Genomic DNA, 16,095 nt, shown 5'->3' with positions numbered 1-16,095 from the left:
CATATCGCAAGATTGATAAGCAGATGGCGCAAAAGCAAACCACGTATAACCAGGTTTCAGAGTTAACCAGCCGTATTAAGCAAGCGGCCCAGCAGCCCCAGTAAGAACCAGCAGCCCCAGTAAGAACCGGGGCTTGCTTCACCGCGCTTGCTCCTTTCTCGGGCCATCCTGTCTGAAGGGCCGTCCTATCTGAAGGGCCGTCCTATCTGATGTGATCTGCTCCGGCCACCGATTCACCACGCATTTGCTCGTTCCAAACCCGATGGACGACAGCTTGCCACTTCTGCGCGCCCGCTGTCCCACACGCGACAAAGCTCCGAGACCTCATGTTTTGGCCCCTTAACGCCAAAAGAGCGCAATCCACAGATTCTGTGCATATCTTGTGATTCGCGCACCTCTACATGCGGATAAATGACACCGTTCCGTGGAAAGTTCCTAGAGGCAAATGTTTCATCCACAGCCACTTATCCCTATCCACAGCCACCCGCACGAGTTATCCCCACTACAATGGCCGACTTTCCCTATTTATCTCGGTCATTCGAACACCCATCCACAAGTTCCACAGCCCCTATAACTACAACTAAACTAAGAGACCGAGCATGAAACATCTGATCGTGGACTGCCAGCCATTCCTCCCGTCCCTTCTTCCCACCACTCCCGGCAGCCTCATCGCCTACCCACACGCTCGATCACTCAGTTGTGTGATGCCCTCGTGTGGGGGAGGCCGTCGGCGTCGGCGTAAAAAATCCGCGGGCCCCAGCACGAGGAGAATTACAAGAAATCTGGTCCCACATCCCGTGTCATTACAACGCGCATGGAATGGCCGGAGAGAGCAAAACTGGTAATTACAAATCTGTCCTTTATCGGCTTTGACTCCCGAACCGGCATGAGTCCTGTCATTTCTCGCGTAAAGTTGGGACAGTATCGTTTCGTCAGAAAGAAGATTTACTGTGAAGCTTCGCGTTGAACATGACGTTTTTGCAGACGCTGTGTCCTGGGTTGCCCGGACCATCCCAACCCGGCCTTCCTTGCCCGTATTGGCTGGAATTCGCATCGAAGCGGAGGCGGATGGGACCGTCGCTCTGGGCTCGTATGATCCGGATATCTCCTCCCACGCGGTGATCGAGGGCGCCGTTGACGAAGCTGGAACCATTCTTGTTCACGGCCGGCTCCTTTCGGACTTCGCGAAGGCCTTGCCGAATAAGCCGATCGATTTGGAAGTGTCCGGATCCAAGTTGGAAATCGTGTGCGGCTCTTCGCACATATCGATGCAATCCATGCCGCTCGAGGATTATCCGGAGCTTCCCGCGCTTCCTGAAATTACAGGAACGGTTGATGGTGCGCAGTGGCAGGAGGCCGTGACGCAGGTTGTCTCGGCTGCATCGAATGACGATACGTTGCCGCTTCTTGTTTCGGCATGCATCGAGATCAGCGGCAAGAACGTCTCTCTCATGGCCACCGATCGGTACCGCTTGGCGGTTCGCGATTTGACGTGGGATCCGGCCGATGAAGAGTATTCGGCACGGATTCTTGTGCGGGCATCGCGCCTGGCAGACATTGCAAAGTCTTTGGGTTCTGTTGGCAAGGTGGACGTGTCCATCGATACCGCAGGGCGCGCGGGAATGGTGGGATTTGAGGCGGCCGGGCGCCGTAGCGTGGCCCGCCTGATCGAAGGCGATTACCCGCCCGTACGCAACCTCTTCCCCTCGGAGACCAACGGACACGCGGTTATTCGCCGGACGGAACTGCTGGATGCCATCAAGCGTGCGCGCCTCGTGGTGGAAAAGAATTCCGCGGTGCGCCTGTCCTTCAGCGAGGGCCAGGTTGTTCTGGAGGCCGGTCAGGGAGATAACGCGCAAACGAGCGAAGCACTTCCGGCCACCCTCATCGGCGAGGACATCGCGATGGCCTTCAACCCCTCCTACCTGCAGGAAGGGCTGAGCGCCGTCAACGCCGAATTCATCCGCCTCTCCTTCACCCATCCGAGCAAGCCGGCCGTTTTGACGGCGCAGGCCGAGGAATCTGGAGATGATTCCGAAGATTTCCGACTGCTCCTCATGCCGATTCGCGTGTACGGAGGCTAGCGCGCGAAAGTTGGCACGCGTAGGTGTGCGTTCGCGGGCGCTCACGGAGGCGGGCGCTCACGGAAGGAATCAAGCGTAGGAAAGCGTAGGTAACGGAGGCGCTGGTGTATCTCACAGATCTGGCTCTTTCCGATTTCCGCTCTTACCGGCAGGTTGTCCTCAGGCTATCGCCGGGGATTACAACCTTTGTTGGAGAGAACGGGCAGGGGAAAACGAACATCGTGGAGGCGATCGGCTATCTAGCCACGCTCTCCTCGCACCGTGTGGCGTCCGATAACGCCCTGGTGCGCCAAGGGGCCAACGCCGGGGTCATTCAAGCCAAGGTGGTTCACGGGGAGCACCCCACCACGGTGGAAGTGGAGATCTTCGCTGGGCGGGCGAACCGGGCCCGTATCAACCGAGGCAACGTGCGGCCGGCCGAACTGCTGGGACACGTGCGAACCGTGACGTTTGCTCCAGAGGATGTGGAGCTGATTCGCGGGGATCCGGGCGAGCGGCGCCGTTTTCTGGACGATCTGATGATCCAGATGAAGCCGCGCATGGCGGGGGTTAAGGCTGAATACGAGAAGGTGACGCGACAACGTTCGGCACTCCTGAAGTCTCTGGGTGCGCAGCGCAGGCGCGGGGGGACCGTTGACGCCGGAGCGCTGGACGTATGGGACGTTCAGCTGGCGAAGCTGGGTGCGCAGATCACGGCGGCCCGTGCCCAGATTATTTCCGGGTTGCGCCCGCATGTGGCCGGCTACTACCAGATCGTCTCTGGGCGCTCCGGCCTGGCGGGGGATGCGCGGATTGATTACGCGGACAGTGCCACTAAGAACATGTACTCGCCGCCCTCCGCCGAACAGATCCACGATCCACAAGGTGGGGAAGCCGCGGTTCGGACCATCATCAACCATGAGGACGATCTCACGGACGTGGAGCTGACTGAGGTCCAGATCCTTTCCGCCTTGGTTGAGCGCCGCGATCAGGAGATTGCGCGCGGGGTCAACCTCGTTGGCCCCCACCGCGACGAGCTTGTTCTGAACCTCGGGACGTTACCGGCAAAAGGGTACGCATCCCACGGCGAATCGTGGAGTTATACGTTGGCTTTGCGGTTGGGTGCGTGGAAGCTTCTGCGCGAGGATTCATCGGGGGAGTGGGCCGACGACGGCGAGCCCATCCTGATATTGGATGATGTTTTCGCGGAGCTCGATGCCAAGCGCCGCGAGCGGTTGGCGGAGATCGTGTTGGAAGCCCAGCAGGTGTTTGTCACCGCGGCAGTGGGTGATGATCTGCCAGAGGAGCTGAGCGGGGATCGCTTCCTCGTGCATGAGGGCAGCGTGGAGCCGATGAGTACCAAGAACGATGAATGACAAGGTCGAGCAGGCCAAGCGCCAAGCGGCTGAACGAAACGGGGATATTCTTGCCCTGAGCGCCCTAGATCGGGCAAGGCAGGCCGCGTTTGCTCATGGGGAGGTCCGCACGCGCCGGCCCAGTGCGGCCGCGGCTGCCAAGGAGGCACAGGATGCCTCCGAGCCACTGGGCGATGAAGTGTTCACTCCCGGGCCCGGCTGGGGTGATGTGGGATCGGGTGCCAAGCCGTCGCGCCGTGACCCCAAATCCATCAGCATGCTGTTATCGCGGGTTGTGCGCGATCATGGGTGGGGGCAGCGGCTGGAGATCGCCTCTGTTGCGGCGCGTTGGGACGAAATCGTGGGACCGAATGTGGCGCGGCACTGCGCAGTGGAATCTTTTGGGGACGATGGCGTGCTCACCCTTCGGGCCTCATCCACCTCGTGGGAAACGCAGATCAAGGCGCTACTGGCCACCGTGGATCAGCGAATTGCCGAAGAAGTTGGCGAAGGCGTGGTCAAGGAGATTAAAGTGCTCGGGCCGTATCGCCCCTCGTGGAAGCACGGAAAGTACTCTGTGCCGGGCCGTGGCCCCCGCGATACGTACGGGTGAGCAGGTGATACGTGGATCTCAGCTCGGCATACGGCAGTCGCTCGGGATTATCCGGATCTACTCGCGTATGACGAGCTGAGCACAAGCAACGGGCCGGCTAATCGCCACGGAAGCGTGGACTCAGATCTGGACAGAGGAGTACTCCGGCTGGATCGCTGCCGCGACAGCTGGCAGATCGGACACCTTGAACACCACGGTTGAATCGTTGGAGCCGGCGTGGAAGCCAGTTGTGCCCGTGAGGTCAAAGATCCCGGAATCGATCGCGAGGTGTACGTGAGCCGGTGCGTCTAACATATCGAACAGTGAAACGGCACCAGAACGTGTGCCGAAGGCATGCTCTACGGTTTCTGGCTTGGCGAAGCTCAGCCGCTTGGAACCGATTTCTGTGGCAACAAGCTTGAGATCCACGCGCTGATCGCCACGTGCGATGAGGAGGATGAGCATGCCCTTTTTCTCCTGAAGGAGCAAGTTTTTGAGGACATGGTGATCGTCCGAACCGATCTGTGCCGCTACCCCGTTCGTCATCGATTCCTCGACGGTCATGACGGGTGCGTGACGAACCAAGCGATGGTCAATCCCAAGTGTTGTGAGGAGGTTAAGTGCTTCTGTGGGCTCCGATTTCATGGAATCCATTTTAGCTATTATGCAACGTGTTTGATGTCTCATCCGAATGTGCCGATCGGACGTGTTAGGACACCCATATGAATCGGAAATGCACGGAAATTGTGCTAGAATGGAATCTGCCCTGTTTTGTGTGGGGACCTACCAGAGCGAGGTGCGCGGGCCTGACGGCCAAAAAGCGTGCCTTGTGAACCGCGGCGAAGGAGTAGCCAAGAGTGGCTGATGATGTCTCACAAGTTTCCAACACTAGTTTACCGGAATCTTCTTCCGGACATCACGTTGGAACGGTAGATCCGCACCAATCCTACGATGCTTCCAACATTACCGTGTTGGAAGGCCTAGAGGCCGTTCGCAAGCGCCCAGGCATGTATATCGGCTCCACGGGGGAGCGCGGCCTGCACCACTTGGTATACGAAGTGGTAGATAACGCCGTTGATGAGGCGCTGGCCGGATACTGCGATCACATCGAAGTCACCATTCTGGGTGATGGCGGCGTACGGGTGACCGATAACGGGCGCGGCATTCCCGTGGACGATCATCCTACCGAGCATCGGCCAGCCGTTGAGGTTGTAATGACCGTGCTTCACGCCGGCGGAAAGTTCGGCCAGGGCGGATACGCTGTTTCTGGCGGACTGCACGGTGTAGGAGTGTCGGTTGTGAACGCACTTTCCTCACGCATGGAAACCGAGGTACGCCGCGATGGCTACGTGTGGCGGATTGCCTACGAAAATGGCTTCCCAGTAGCACCCTTGGAACGCGGCGAGGCCACGGATGAAACGGGTACAACGCAAACCTTCTGGGCCAACGCAGAGATCTTTGAGACGACCGATTACGATTTCGAGACCCTGCGCAAGCGCTTCCACCAGATGTCCTTCCTGAACAAGGACCTGCGCATTACGTTGACGGACGAGCGACCAACAGCCACTGCTGCTGGTGATGAAGTCACAGGTGATGAGAGCGAAGAAAACGCTGAAGAGAAGTTCCGCAGCGTGTCCTACATGTATTCCGGTGGCCTGCTCGATTACGTCAAGCATCTCAACTCCACCAAGAAGGTTGAGATCGTTAACCCTGACGTTATCTACTTCGAAGAAGAGGATTCGGATAGGCACATTGAATGCGAGGTGGCGATGCAGTGGACGTCTGCTTACTCCGAGACTGTGAACACCTTCGCCAACACCATCAACACCACCGAGGGCGGAACTCACGAAGAAGGGTTCCGTGCTGCTCTGACCTCCGTCATGAACCGCTACGCGCGTGATCGCGGCATCTTGAAGGATAAGGACGCCAACCTCTCCGGTGAGGACATCCGTGAGGGCCTGACCGCCATCATCTCCATTAAGCTAGGCAACCCCCAGTTTGAGGGCCAAACCAAGACCAAGTTGGGTAACACCGAAGCCCGGACATTCGTCCAGCAGCAAATGGGTATTCACCTCACCGATTGGTTGGATGCGCACCCGAACGAGGCCAAGGACATCATCCGTAAGGCCAGTCAGGCGTTTGCCGCGCGGGCTGCAGCGCGCAAGGCCCGCGAGGCTACACGGCGTAAGAGCGTTCTGGAATCAGCTGCGATGCCTGGAAAGCTCAAGGATTGCACCTCCCGTAAGCCGGAGGAATGCGAGATCTTCATCGTGGAGGGTGATTCAGCCGGCGGCAGTGCCGTCAATGGCCGCGACCCTGAGCATCAGGCGATCATGCCGATCCGTGGAAAGATCCTCAACGTGGAAAAGGCCCGCTTGGATCGCGCTCTTGGATCGGACACTATCCAGAGCCTCATCACTGCCTTCGGAACGGGCATTGGTGACGATTTCGATCTTTCCAAGCTGCGCTACCACAAGATTGTGTTCATGGCCGATGCGGATGTTGACGGTTCGCATATCGCAACCCTGCTATTGACCCTCGTGTACCGCTACATGCGCCCGCTGGTGGAGAACGGGCATGTGTACTTGGCGATGCCGCCCCTGTACCGCCTCAAGTGGACGAACGCCCCTCACGATTACGTGTTCACGGACCGTGAGCGGGATGTCAAGCTTGCTGAAGGCAAGGAGAAGGGTAACCGTTTGCCCAAGGAAGAATCCCAGCGAATCCAGCGCTATAAGGGCCTGGGTGAGATGGACGCCGAGGAGCTGTGGGAGACAACCATGGACCCGGAGTTCCGTACCCTCAAGCAGGTTTCTATTGGCGAAGCCGCAGCCACTGATGAGACCTTCTCGGTTCTCATGGGTGAGGATGTGGAATCGCGTAGATCCTTTATCCAGCGCAACGCGCACGACGTCCGTTTCCTTGACATCTAAGGCTGATAAACCGTGAGTGATGAAGTGAATTCCCCAAGTATCTATAACCACGGCGCGATCACCGAGGTGGACCTCCAGCGTGAGATGGAGAAGTCCTATCTGGATTACGCCATGTCCGTGATTGTGGGCCGTGCGTTGCCGGACGTCCGCGATGGCATGAAGCCCGTTCACCGCCGCGTTCTGTATGCGATGTACGACGGCGGGTATCGCCCGGACAATTCGTTCTCCAAATCCGCGAAGATCGTTGGAGACGTCATGGGCCATTACCACCCCCATGGTGATTCGGCGATCTACGATACGTTGGTGCGTTTGGCCCAACCTTGGTCCATGCGGTACCCGCTCGTGGCCGGTCAGGGAAACTTTGGTACCCCAGGAGATCTGGGCGCCGCCGCTCCCCGTTACACCGAGGCTCGCATGGCTCCGCTGGCCATGGAGATGGTCAGGGACATCAAGGAAGATACCGTAGATTTTGAAGCGAACTATGACGGTTCGCTCATGGAACCGATGGTCCTCACCGCACGTTTCCCGAACCTGTTGGTCAACGGTTCCGAAGGCATTGCGGTGGGCATGGCCACCCGCATACCGCCTCACAACCTCCGTGAGGTGACCGAGGGCGTGCAGTGGTACCTCCAGCACCCAGAAGCCACCAAGGAAGAGCTTCTAGGCGAGCTCATGCGCCGCATCAAGGGGCCCGATTTCCCAACTGGCGCCACGATTTTGGGTACGCGCGGCATTGAGGACATGTATCGGACCGGACATGGGTCCATCACCCAGCGCGCGGTAGTGGAAGTTGATGAGATCCACAACAGGCAGTGCTTGGTCATCTCTGATCTTCCCTATCAGGTTAACCCTGATCGCCTTCTCGATCGCATGGTCGAAGGTATTCGCGACGGTCGCCTACCCGGCATTGCAGATATTCGAGATGAAACGTCGGGCCGTGCGGGGCAGAGGATCGTCGTCGTCCTTAAACGCGACGCGGTGGCAAAGGTGGTGCTTAACAACCTCTATAAGCACACTCAACTTCAAAACAACTTCCCCGCGAACATGCTTGCGCTGGTGGACGGCGTGCCGCGAACCCTTTCTCTGGATGGGTTCGTGCGCCACTGGGTCACTCACCAACTCGAAGTGATTCAGCGGCGTACCGCATACCGGCTGCGCGAGGCGGAAAAGCGCCTACACATTCTCGAGGGATACCTCAAGGCGCTGGACTTGTTGGATGAAGTGATTGCGTTGATCCGGCGCTCGCCCACCGTGGATGCGGCCCGATCTGGTTTGATGGAGCTTCTTGAGATTGATGAGCTTCAGGCCAACGCCATTCTGGAGATGCAGTTGCGCCGTTTGGCTGCCCTTGAACGCCAGAAGATTACTGATGAATTCAACGATAAGTTGGCTCAGGTTGAGGATTACCGTGACATTCTCGCCAAGGAAGAGCGCCAGCGTTCGATCATTTCGCAGGAGCTTCAGGCGATCTGCGACAAGTACGGTGACGAGCGCCGAACAACGATCCTCCCATTCGATGGGGAGATGAGTGTTGAGGACCTGATCCCCGAAGAGGACGTGGTGATTACCATTACTCGCGGCGGGTTCGTCAAGCGCACGAAGGCCTCCGAGTACCGCGCGCAACACCGTGGCGGTAAGGGAATCCGCGGGGCGCAGCTACGCGGGGATGATGTGGTGGAGCACTTCGGTGTTGCCTCCACTCACGATTGGCAGCTGTTCTTCACCAATCTGGGGCGGGTATACCGCGCCAAGGGTTACGAGCTGCCGGAGGGCGGGCGTGATGCCAAGGGCCAGCACGTGGCGAACATGCTGGCGTTCCAGCCCGGTGAAACCATCGCCTCCACGATTACTCTCAAGGATTACGCTCAGGCCGATTATCTGGTTCTGGCCACCTGTGACGGCAAGGTCAAGAAGACCCGGCTCGGGGATTATGATTCGGCGCGTGCTGCCGGGCTCATCGCGATCCGGTTGGCCGAACACGCTGATGGTGGGACCGATCAGGTGGTAGCTGCCTCGCTGGTCAATGAGGGTGATGACATCATTCTCGTGTCCCGCAAGGGGCAATCGCTACGATTCACCGCTACGGATGCGGCCTTGCGGCCGATGGGCCGAGCTTCTCAAGGAGTCACCGGAATGAAGTTCCGGGACGGGGATTCGCTGTTGGCCATGCAGGTAATTCGGCCAGAATCTCAGGTCTTTGTTGTGACCGAGGGCGGATTCGCCAAGCGCACGGATGTTGATGAGTATCGCATTCAAGGACGTGGTGGTCTTGGCATTAAGGTGGCGAAGCTGACCGAGGCGCGCGGTGACCTCGTGGGTGCCCTCATTACCGAACCCGGTGAAGAAGTTCTCAGCATCATGGAATCTGGCAAGGTCACACGATCGTCCGTTGACGAAGTGGGGATTACCGGACGCAACACGCAGGGTGTCACGTTCACGCGGCCGGATGAATCCGACAGGATCATCGCCATTGCGCGCAACGTGGAAAGCAAACTGGAAGAGGAACTGGAGACGGTTGCCGGGACCCCAGATGCTGCCGCTCTTGAGGTTGAGCCCGTAAATGGGGACAATCGTTCAGAGAGTCCCGACACGGAGGATTCTCAGACGGTACTCTCTGAAGGGAACGATACGTTCACCCAAGAGGATGCGGACTAAACAACGGAGTGAAACATGAGCCCCAAGCACCACAAGAAGGATGAGCATAACCCGACGAACGAGCAATCTCGTGAGTATGAGGGCCCCACTGGTTTGCCAAAAGCGGCCGGAGGATCTGACAAGGAGCACGAAGGTGCCAGTGGCCTGCCCAAGTATGCCGGCGGTTCGGAAAGTGGACAGCCCGGCGCTTCTGGGTTGCCGGACTATGCTGGTGGACATCAAGAAGAAACTTCAGAGGAAGATGGCGAATAAGACTTTCTGACGGCATGGACGTGATGCTGCCGGAGGCCCCAGCTACGGAGATTTGATGAGCGAAGATAACAACCAGTCCGCGAACAGCCCACAGGCACCTACCCACGTGGGTGGCCAGCCGGTGGGACAGGCAAGCAGCGCTAACCCCGCTGCGGAAACTACGCGGATCCCGCAGGATGCGGCACCGGTTGCTGCTTCCGGGGAAAACAGCTCAACAGGTGGGGCCTCCGGCGCCAACGAACCGGCCGGTGGGTCTGGGCCGGCGGGCAATGGTCAATCGGCTAGTGGTCAATCGGCTCATGCGCAACCGACAAATGGACAATCAGGAGCACCGGCTCCCACGATTCCGCCCGCCTCCCAAGGGCAGGGCGGCCATCCGGCGGCTCCCAAGAATGGGAAGAACGGCGGCGAGGCTGGCGTAGGGAACGGTGGGGCTGCGGCCAAGAAGCGGCAAGTTGGCCTGCGGCGCATTCGGATGACCATCTCCAAGGTGGATATCCTTTCCGCCGTTAAGCTGGGGTTCCTCCTTTCCGTTGTGTTCGCGTTCATGGTTGTTGTAGCCATGGCGGTCATCTGGTTTGTGCTAGATGGCATTCACGTGTTCTCGCAGCTGCAGGGCCTGCTGGAGACTCTGAACTCTGCGGAACTCCTTGAGTTCATGCAGTATCTGGAGTTTGGCCGGTGGATGAGCTTCGCCGTGATCATCGCGATCTTGGACGTTGTTCTGCTCACCGCTCTGACCGCGATCGGGGCGTTGGTATACAACCTGATCAGCTCTCTGGTTGGTGGTGTGCGCATCGCCGTGACGGACGAATAGTGATTCCTGTCGCGTTGGTAGCAACCACTTGGACATCTGAAGAGCCGGTGTTGTAACCTAATTCGGCACCCAAAAGGGAGCACCGCAACGCGGGGGCCTATAGCTCAGTTGGTTAGAGCGCAGACCTGATAAGTCTGAGGTCGATGGTTCGAGTCCATCTAGGCCCACGGTGTAGGAATCAATCAGGGCATGTGCCACTGATTGAGACTTCGCCTGTTTCGCTTGGGAGAGCGGGAACTGAGAGAGGAAACCATGAAAAAGTTTCTGATCGTTACACTGACTGCGATCGTTGGTTATGCTGCTTGGCTGCAAATCGAGCGCAACAATCAAGATCGTGCAGTGTGGACTGAGGTTACCGATCCCATCGCGTAACACTCGGGGCTATGGCGCAGCTGGTAGCGCATCTGCTTTGCAAGCAGAGGGTCAGGGGTTCGAGTCCCCTTAGCTCCACAATTTTCTGTATATTGCTGTACGGGGAGGGATGGTTATGTTTGATCGCATTACTGTGGATCCTTCCGTGATGGCTGGACAACCCACGATTCGAGGAATGCGTTTTCCTGTCGCTACAGTTGTGCGGATGGTTGCTCATGGTTTGAGTGTTGACGAGATTCTGCATGAGCATCCAGACCTCGAGGCGCCCGACATATTCATGGCACTTGAATATGCAGCAGCCGCCGTCGAGTCCGAGTCCTACTTGCCTCTCAATAGGACAGCATGAGGTTGCTTCTTGATCAGAACTTGTCTTGGCGTCTGATCGAGTTACTTGCCGCAGACGGCATTGAAGCTAGCCATGTGCGAAACCTTGGAATGCATTCTGCGACCGATTCTGAAATCTTGAGTTATGCCGCGGCTAACGGGTTCACGATCGTTTCGCAGGATTCTGATTTCAGTGTTCTTCTTGCGCAAAGCCGAGCCAGCACTCCTTCAGTCATTCTCTTGAGAATCCCGCACGTTGTCACGGCTGCGGAGATCGCGGACGTGCTTCTCACTAATCTCGGTGCATTGGTGGAGGACATTGAGGCTGGGGCGATCGTTTCGATGGGCCCAGAGCGGGTACGAGTTCGCCGATTGCCGTTTCGGTGACCAGCCAGAAGGCGCATCTAGTTTGGCTCATATCCGGAGCGACAGCAAACTATCGCGATAGGCTTACTCGCATGTGGTGGCTATCGACGACGATGTGGACGATGATCCTCGTTTTTGGCGTGTGGGGTGCTTACGAGTTTTGGGATGGCAACGTAGGTGAAGGAACGGGCGCTCTCGCAGCGATGTTGCTTGTTGGAGTGCTCCATTTTTCATCTTTCCGACGAATAGCCAAGCGTGCGGCACTCACCAAGCGGCTCCAGAAGAATGGCCGAAAGGTGTACGGCACGATCACGGCTGCCGAGCAGACCAGAAGCTACGTTGATGAGATGCCGGTCATAAAGTACACGGTCAAATACAGCCTTGATGGGGAGCAGTATGTGGTTGAGCAGCGTGATGCCATCCCACACATTCACCTCAGCAGCATGGCGGTTAACGCGTCAGTACGCATGCTCGTTAACCCGGATAAGCCGCGAGAGCTCGTGCTCGATCTGTGACCCAATCAGGTAGGCGGCGTTTGATCAAAAGCTCAACTTAAGGCAAAACCGCGGGCCTGAATGGTGCGAGCCGTGATGACAGTGGCCCGGGATCGCGAGGGTTCCCTTCCACTCGAGCCCGCCACTTGCGGTCCCCGTCTCCGTCTAGGCCCATACCCTCCACGATGCGAGCCTCTGACCGAATGATGCCAATTATCTATGCAAAACACTACCTAACAAGTAGTGTCTTGCATAGGGGGTGGTGGATTGTGCAACGCTTGCCTACAGCGATAACGTCGGCCCCCATGCGCACCGTACGCCCAGTGATGCTACGCGGCGTGTACGCAAACCCCGAGAAAGAAGTGGTTCGGATTCAACGTCAGGGATTGCTGAAACGAATCGCACCGGGGACCTACACGGCGGTACCAGACACCGTGGCGCCCGGGGACTGGTGGATCCCTGTATTTGAAGAGGCTGCTATGGCTTACGCGACGGCAGCATACGGTGACAGGGTCCCTATTCTTGTTGGACTAGGCGCCGCCCGGCACTGGCACGCCGTTCCGCGAGCCATCGGGGTTACTGTGGTGGCCGTACCGGAACAACATCGTGGTGTTGACCTACTGACCGGCGGTCACGTTGTTTTCACGACTCGGAATGTTGACAAGATCGACGCTCTCCCGGTCACTGGAAACCTCGGCACTTTTCTAGTGTCCACTATCGAGCAAACTATGATTGAGTTGATCCTTCGACCAAACCTCGGTGGTATGGCCTCTGAGGCTCTTGCCGCTGTCCCCGTGCTCCACGACCGTGCTGACCCAGAAAGACTCAGCCGGCTTCTGGGCGCACTGTCGAAGGTGACTCAGCGCAGGATCAAGATGGCACTGCGAGGTATGGGAGAGAGGCATGTCCAGAGCCCGAGTCAATAGAAATGTGCCTGCGCCAGATGAGCGAGTTTATTGGGCGAAGAGCTTTGGCGTTTCGTTTGCACAGGTGGACCGCGATCGGGCCATCTCAGTCATTCTCTCTGCTATCGCACCGCGGGCCCACGATTTTGTCTTTTATGGCGGAACTGCGCTCTCCCGCACCGCGCTCCCAGAGCTTCGACTCTCGGAAGATATTGACCTGTTGTCTCGAGGTCCTCGGCGACCGGTCGCCGAGCGGCTCGATGAGGCGATCCGTATAGGCACTGAACGTGTTTTGGGCCCAGTTGTTGCGGAACCGTGGCTGGCTGATGCCCGACGCGATACAGAATCCAGTCTGTTGCATTTCGGTGAAATTGACGTGCGCATCTAGCTGATGGACGGGCGTCAATACACACCGTGGCCTACAGAAATCTCACAAATCGAGCCTAGGTACGCTGGGATTCCAGAGACAATTCTGCGGACCTACACGCCCCTCTCATTCGTCTGTGCAAAGACGGACGCATGGATGGACCAAACACGGAACGCTCCTCGCGATCTCTATGATTTGTGGGCTTTGGCCCAAGCCGGATGGATCAATGCCGATGCAGCCCACTTGTACAAGAAGTTGGGGCCAATTGGCAGTTACCCCACCGAGGCAGCCCTGCCAAAACGCCCACCGACACAGAAAGACTGGGAAGCAGCTCTTTCCCATCAGTGTCGAATTCAGGTTGATGCTGACGTCGCATTCTCCTCAGAGATACAAGCGTGGACTGCCGCTGTCCGGGAGGCTGATCGATAGCGCGACTGTTCTCTAAGCAGTACGTTTGGCGGTTCGGTGTCGAGTACTCGCTGATTGGGGAGCATCACGGTAAATGGTTTGTGGGAACTCGGGCACTTGGTGAGTTACTCGGCAAGCCAAGCCCCGAAGGCATCGAACGAATAAGGCCGCCCGAGGAAGTCGGCTACCAAATCTGCCGCGTCGCCCGAGCCGCCGCGGGCTAGCACCTGATCGCGGTAGCGAGTGGCGGCCTTTTGGCCGAACATGTCCGTGGAGTCAAACGCTGAAAACATGTCCTTCGCAATGACCAGCGACCACATGTAGGTGTAGTAGCCGCTCGAGTAGCCCACCAAGTGCCCGAAGTTCGCTGGCAGATGCGTGTTCGGGATGTAGGGGAACAGCGAGTACTGTTCCTGTAATTCCGCGGTTCGAGCGGTGAGGTCCTCAGCCTTTTCCGTGTGGAAGGCGTAGGACAGGGCTGCGTAGAACATCTGCGTTCGGGCGAGAAAGCCTTTGCCATAATCGTCCGCATTGCGCATTCGAGCAACGAGGCTGCTAGGGATGGGCTCACCGTTGGAGTCGGTGGCGAAACTCGCCAGGACTCCCGGATCCCACGCCCACTCTTCGAGCATCTGGCTGGGCGCCTCGACGAAATCCCATTCGGTGGCTACGCCCGAGAATTCCACCCATGGGGTCTGCCCGCCAAGAAGGTGATGCACCAGATGCCCGAACTCGTGGAAGAGAGTGACGGCATCGTCGTGTTCGATTAGGCCCCGCCCGAGATTGCATCCGAGTACCCCTTCCGCGACCTGAATGCCGGTGACGCCCGACGTCAGATCAAACTGTGCGGCGTGAGAGAACTTGCCGTCCCGGGGGTGCAGATCCAGGTAGATGCGGCCAAGATATGTCTCGCCTAAATGCACGTCATAACTGGTGACATCCTCGTGCCAGAGAACCGCATCCTCGGCTGGGGTATAGGTGAGACCGAACAGTTTGCCAGTAACCTCGAGCAGACCGTCACGAACCTTGGTGAAATCAAAGTAGCGGCGCACTTCCTGCGAATCAACGCCGTACTGTTCCGTGCGGACACGTTCGGCGTAATAGGCGGAATCTGCCGTATCGACGCTCTGAGCCTGTGGGTTGTCCTGACGCATCCGCTCAAGCAGCACAGCGTAGTCCCGTTGGGCAGATGGAAGAGCCAAAGCGGAGATCTTCTCAATGAACTCGCCAATCGCCGCGCCCGAGCCGATCATCTTGTCCTCGGCATCGTATTCAGCCCAGTTGGCGTACCCCAAGATCTGGGCATACTCGCTGCGCAGGCCGAACAACTGCTTCAGGAGGGCGTCATTCACAGGCCAGCCTCGGTTGAGTGAGGCGGTTTTCAGTTCGCGGCGCGCAGCATCATCATGGGCGTAGGTGGAGAAGGGAACCAGATCTGGGTACTCGGTATTCACTCGGACGAGGCCGTCCGCACCGGGTTGATGGGAATCGATCCAGTCCTGTGGCAGCCCAACCAGCCGATCCGGAGTCAGGGCTATTTCGCGTACATCGTTCCGCGTGTTTTCCTCGATCTGCTGGCCCAAGCGCACCATCTCATTGTCGATGGCAGCCAGCCGTTGCCGCGTCTCCTCGTCCTTGTCCACGCCAGATCGGCGAAAGTCCCGCAATGTGTGCTCTAAGAGCCGAGTGGCATCATCATCCAAACCGGCAGGGTCCAATCCAGCGAATACGCGGTACAGATCAGCGTCCAGCCACAGCGCAGTGCTCACTTGAGAGGTTTCTTGATCCACTGCATCGCCCATTGCCCGAGCCTCCGCGACAGAATGTAACTGGGCGAATGTGCTCGCGGGTGCTTGGACGTTGCTTAGCTCAATCTGTAGGGCGTTCCACGCCTGCAAGACGCCGAGCGCGTCAGCGGGTGGAGCGGACTTCAACTCCTGCGCGATCTGGCGGACGCGGGCCAGTCCCTCTGTAGCTCGATCTCGCAGCCACGTAGCGGTGTCCTCAGGAGCGGGCAGGGTCAGTGGGCGAAGAGTCGATGTCATGGACCTCAGTCAACAGCAGGGTTGGGCGCTCCGCAACTTGAATCAGCCACGCTGGTTGAGTGGCCCCCTTGGCGAGTCGATCCCTTGGGGAGGAGACCCTTCTGCGAGTGGACTCCACACACTGCGAGTTGATCCCTTGGGGAGGAG

At 58.2% G+C, this 16,095-nt stretch carries 14 protein-coding genes, 2 tRNA genes and 1 pseudogene; 15 read left to right on the top strand and 2 right to left on the bottom strand.

Translation table 11 applies throughout. The features are described from left to right. Positions 1-950 precede the first annotated feature (950 nt). From dnaN to ACTHV6_RS07320, 3 genes are all read left to right on the top strand, one after another. Positions 951-2,084, top strand: a complete 1,134-nt coding sequence (dnaN, locus tag ACTHV6_RS07330) for a DNA polymerase III subunit beta (RefSeq protein ID WP_441386632.1) — start codon at positions 951-953, stop codon at positions 2,082-2,084. A 104-nt stretch (positions 2,085-2,188) separates the two neighbouring features. After that, positions 2,189-3,439, top strand: a complete 1,251-nt coding sequence (gene recF, locus ACTHV6_RS07325) for a DNA replication/repair protein RecF (RefSeq protein ID WP_441386631.1) — start codon at positions 2,189-2,191, stop codon at positions 3,437-3,439. Next, positions 3,432-4,031 (top strand): DUF721 domain-containing protein, encoded by a 600-nt coding sequence (locus tag ACTHV6_RS07320; RefSeq protein ID WP_441386630.1) that lies wholly within the window; start codon positions 3,432-3,434, stop codon positions 4,029-4,031. The genes recF and ACTHV6_RS07320 overlap by 8 nt, the downstream gene beginning before the upstream one ends. Before the next feature lie 120 nt (positions 4,032-4,151). Here ACTHV6_RS07320 and ACTHV6_RS07315 read toward each other — a convergent pair whose 3' ends face one another. Further along, positions 4,152-4,655: a YbaK/EbsC family protein gene (locus tag ACTHV6_RS07315; protein WP_441386629.1), complete on the bottom strand. Its 504-nt coding sequence runs from the start codon at positions 4,653-4,655 to the stop codon at positions 4,152-4,154. A 212-nt stretch (positions 4,656-4,867) separates the two neighbouring features. Here ACTHV6_RS07315 and gyrB point away from each other — a divergent pair, with 212 nt between their 5' ends. The 12 genes and pseudogenes from gyrB (at position 4,868) to ACTHV6_RS07255 (ending at position 13,924) form a co-directional block, all read left to right on the top strand. Beyond that, the gene (gyrB, locus tag ACTHV6_RS07310) at positions 4,868-6,943 is read left to right on the top strand and encodes a DNA topoisomerase (ATP-hydrolyzing) subunit B (protein WP_441386628.1); all 2,076 of its coding nucleotides are present in this window, start codon (positions 4,868-4,870) and stop codon (positions 6,941-6,943) included. 84 nt (positions 6,944-7,027) lie between these two features. Then, entirely contained in the window at positions 7,028-9,598 is a 2,571-nt protein-coding gene (gene gyrA / locus ACTHV6_RS07305) for a DNA gyrase subunit A (RefSeq protein WP_441386640.1), read from the top strand. Positions 9,599-9,613: 15 nt separating this feature from the next. Continuing rightward, on the top strand, positions 9,614-9,850 hold the full coding sequence (locus ACTHV6_RS07300; RefSeq protein ID WP_441386627.1) for a hypothetical protein: 237 nt from the start codon (positions 9,614-9,616) through the stop codon (positions 9,848-9,850). A 55-nt stretch (positions 9,851-9,905) separates the two neighbouring features. Then, the gene (locus ACTHV6_RS07295) at positions 9,906-10,667 is read left to right on the top strand and encodes a DUF3566 domain-containing protein (protein WP_441386626.1); all 762 of its coding nucleotides are present in this window, start codon (positions 9,906-9,908) and stop codon (positions 10,665-10,667) included. A gap of 93 nt (positions 10,668-10,760) precedes the next feature. Continuing rightward, positions 10,761-10,834 (top strand) — tRNA-Ile (locus ACTHV6_RS07290). An 85-nt stretch (positions 10,835-10,919) separates the two neighbouring features. Beyond that, complete coding sequence (locus ACTHV6_RS07285) at positions 10,920-11,039, top strand: DLW-39 family protein (RefSeq protein ID WP_441386625.1); 120 nt, start codon at positions 10,920-10,922, stop codon at positions 11,037-11,039. A 5-nt stretch (positions 11,040-11,044) separates the two neighbouring features. Next, a tRNA-Ala gene (locus ACTHV6_RS07280) sits at positions 11,045-11,117 on the top strand. 31 nt (positions 11,118-11,148) lie between these two features. Then, on the top strand, positions 11,149-11,385 hold the full coding sequence (locus ACTHV6_RS07275) for a DUF433 domain-containing protein (protein ID WP_441386624.1): 237 nt from the start codon (positions 11,149-11,151) through the stop codon (positions 11,383-11,385). After that, entirely contained in the window at positions 11,382-11,750 is a 369-nt protein-coding gene (locus ACTHV6_RS07270; protein WP_441386623.1) for a DUF5615 family PIN-like protein, read from the top strand. Before ACTHV6_RS07275 ends, ACTHV6_RS07270 begins: the two co-directional genes overlap by 4 nt. A 71-nt stretch (positions 11,751-11,821) precedes the next feature. Next, complete coding sequence (locus ACTHV6_RS07265) at positions 11,822-12,244, top strand: hypothetical protein (protein WP_441386622.1); 423 nt, start codon at positions 11,822-11,824, stop codon at positions 12,242-12,244. A 284-nt stretch (positions 12,245-12,528) separates the two neighbouring features. Beyond that, positions 12,529-13,149 (top strand): hypothetical protein, encoded by a 621-nt coding sequence (locus tag ACTHV6_RS07260; protein ID WP_441386621.1) that lies wholly within the window; start codon positions 12,529-12,531, stop codon positions 13,147-13,149. Next, positions 13,127-13,924: pseudogene (locus ACTHV6_RS07255) on the top strand (nucleotidyl transferase AbiEii/AbiGii toxin family protein). The gene ACTHV6_RS07260 and the pseudogene ACTHV6_RS07255 overlap by 23 nt, the downstream one beginning before the upstream one ends. A gap of 104 nt (positions 13,925-14,028) precedes the next feature. Here ACTHV6_RS07255 and ACTHV6_RS07250 read toward each other — a convergent pair. Continuing rightward, positions 14,029-15,948: a M3 family metallopeptidase gene (locus ACTHV6_RS07250; protein WP_441386620.1), complete on the bottom strand. Its 1,920-nt coding sequence runs from the start codon at positions 15,946-15,948 to the stop codon at positions 14,029-14,031. Positions 15,949-16,095 lie beyond the last annotated feature (147 nt).

This window comes from Ancrocorticia sp., assembly GCF_052089425.1.
In the GTDB taxonomy this organism is placed as follows: domain Bacteria; phylum Actinomycetota; class Actinomycetes; order Actinomycetales; family Actinomycetaceae; genus Ancrocorticia.
The sequence above is the reverse complement of the archived record's forward strand: the minus strand, read 5'-3'. Positions and strand labels throughout refer to the sequence as shown.

Coding starts and splice junctions, on each gene's coding strand:
- ACTHV6_RS07320 (WP_441386630.1), top strand. CDS start 3,432: ATGAATGACAAGGTCGAGCAGGCCAAGCGCCAAGCGGCTGAACGAAAC.
- ACTHV6_RS07315 (WP_441386629.1), bottom strand. CDS start 4,655: ATGAAATCGGAGCCCACAGAAGCACTTAACCTCCTCACAACACTTGGG.
- gyrA (WP_441386640.1), top strand. CDS start 7,028: ATGGAGAAGTCCTATCTGGATTACGCCATGTCCGTGATTGTGGGCCGT.
- ACTHV6_RS07300 (WP_441386627.1), top strand. CDS start 9,614: ATGAGCCCCAAGCACCACAAGAAGGATGAGCATAACCCGACGAACGAG.
- ACTHV6_RS07295 (WP_441386626.1), top strand. CDS start 9,906: ATGAGCGAAGATAACAACCAGTCCGCGAACAGCCCACAGGCACCTACC.
- ACTHV6_RS07285 (WP_441386625.1), top strand. CDS start 10,920: ATGAAAAAGTTTCTGATCGTTACACTGACTGCGATCGTTGGTTATGCT.
- ACTHV6_RS07275 (WP_441386624.1), top strand. CDS start 11,149: ATGGTTATGTTTGATCGCATTACTGTGGATCCTTCCGTGATGGCTGGA.
- ACTHV6_RS07270 (WP_441386623.1), top strand. CDS start 11,382: ATGAGGTTGCTTCTTGATCAGAACTTGTCTTGGCGTCTGATCGAGTTA.
- ACTHV6_RS07265 (WP_441386622.1), top strand. CDS start 11,822: ATGTGGTGGCTATCGACGACGATGTGGACGATGATCCTCGTTTTTGGC.
- ACTHV6_RS07260 (WP_441386621.1), top strand. CDS start 12,529: ATGCGCACCGTACGCCCAGTGATGCTACGCGGCGTGTACGCAAACCCC.
- ACTHV6_RS07250 (WP_441386620.1), bottom strand. CDS start 15,948: ATGACATCGACTCTTCGCCCACTGACCCTGCCCGCTCCTGAGGACACC.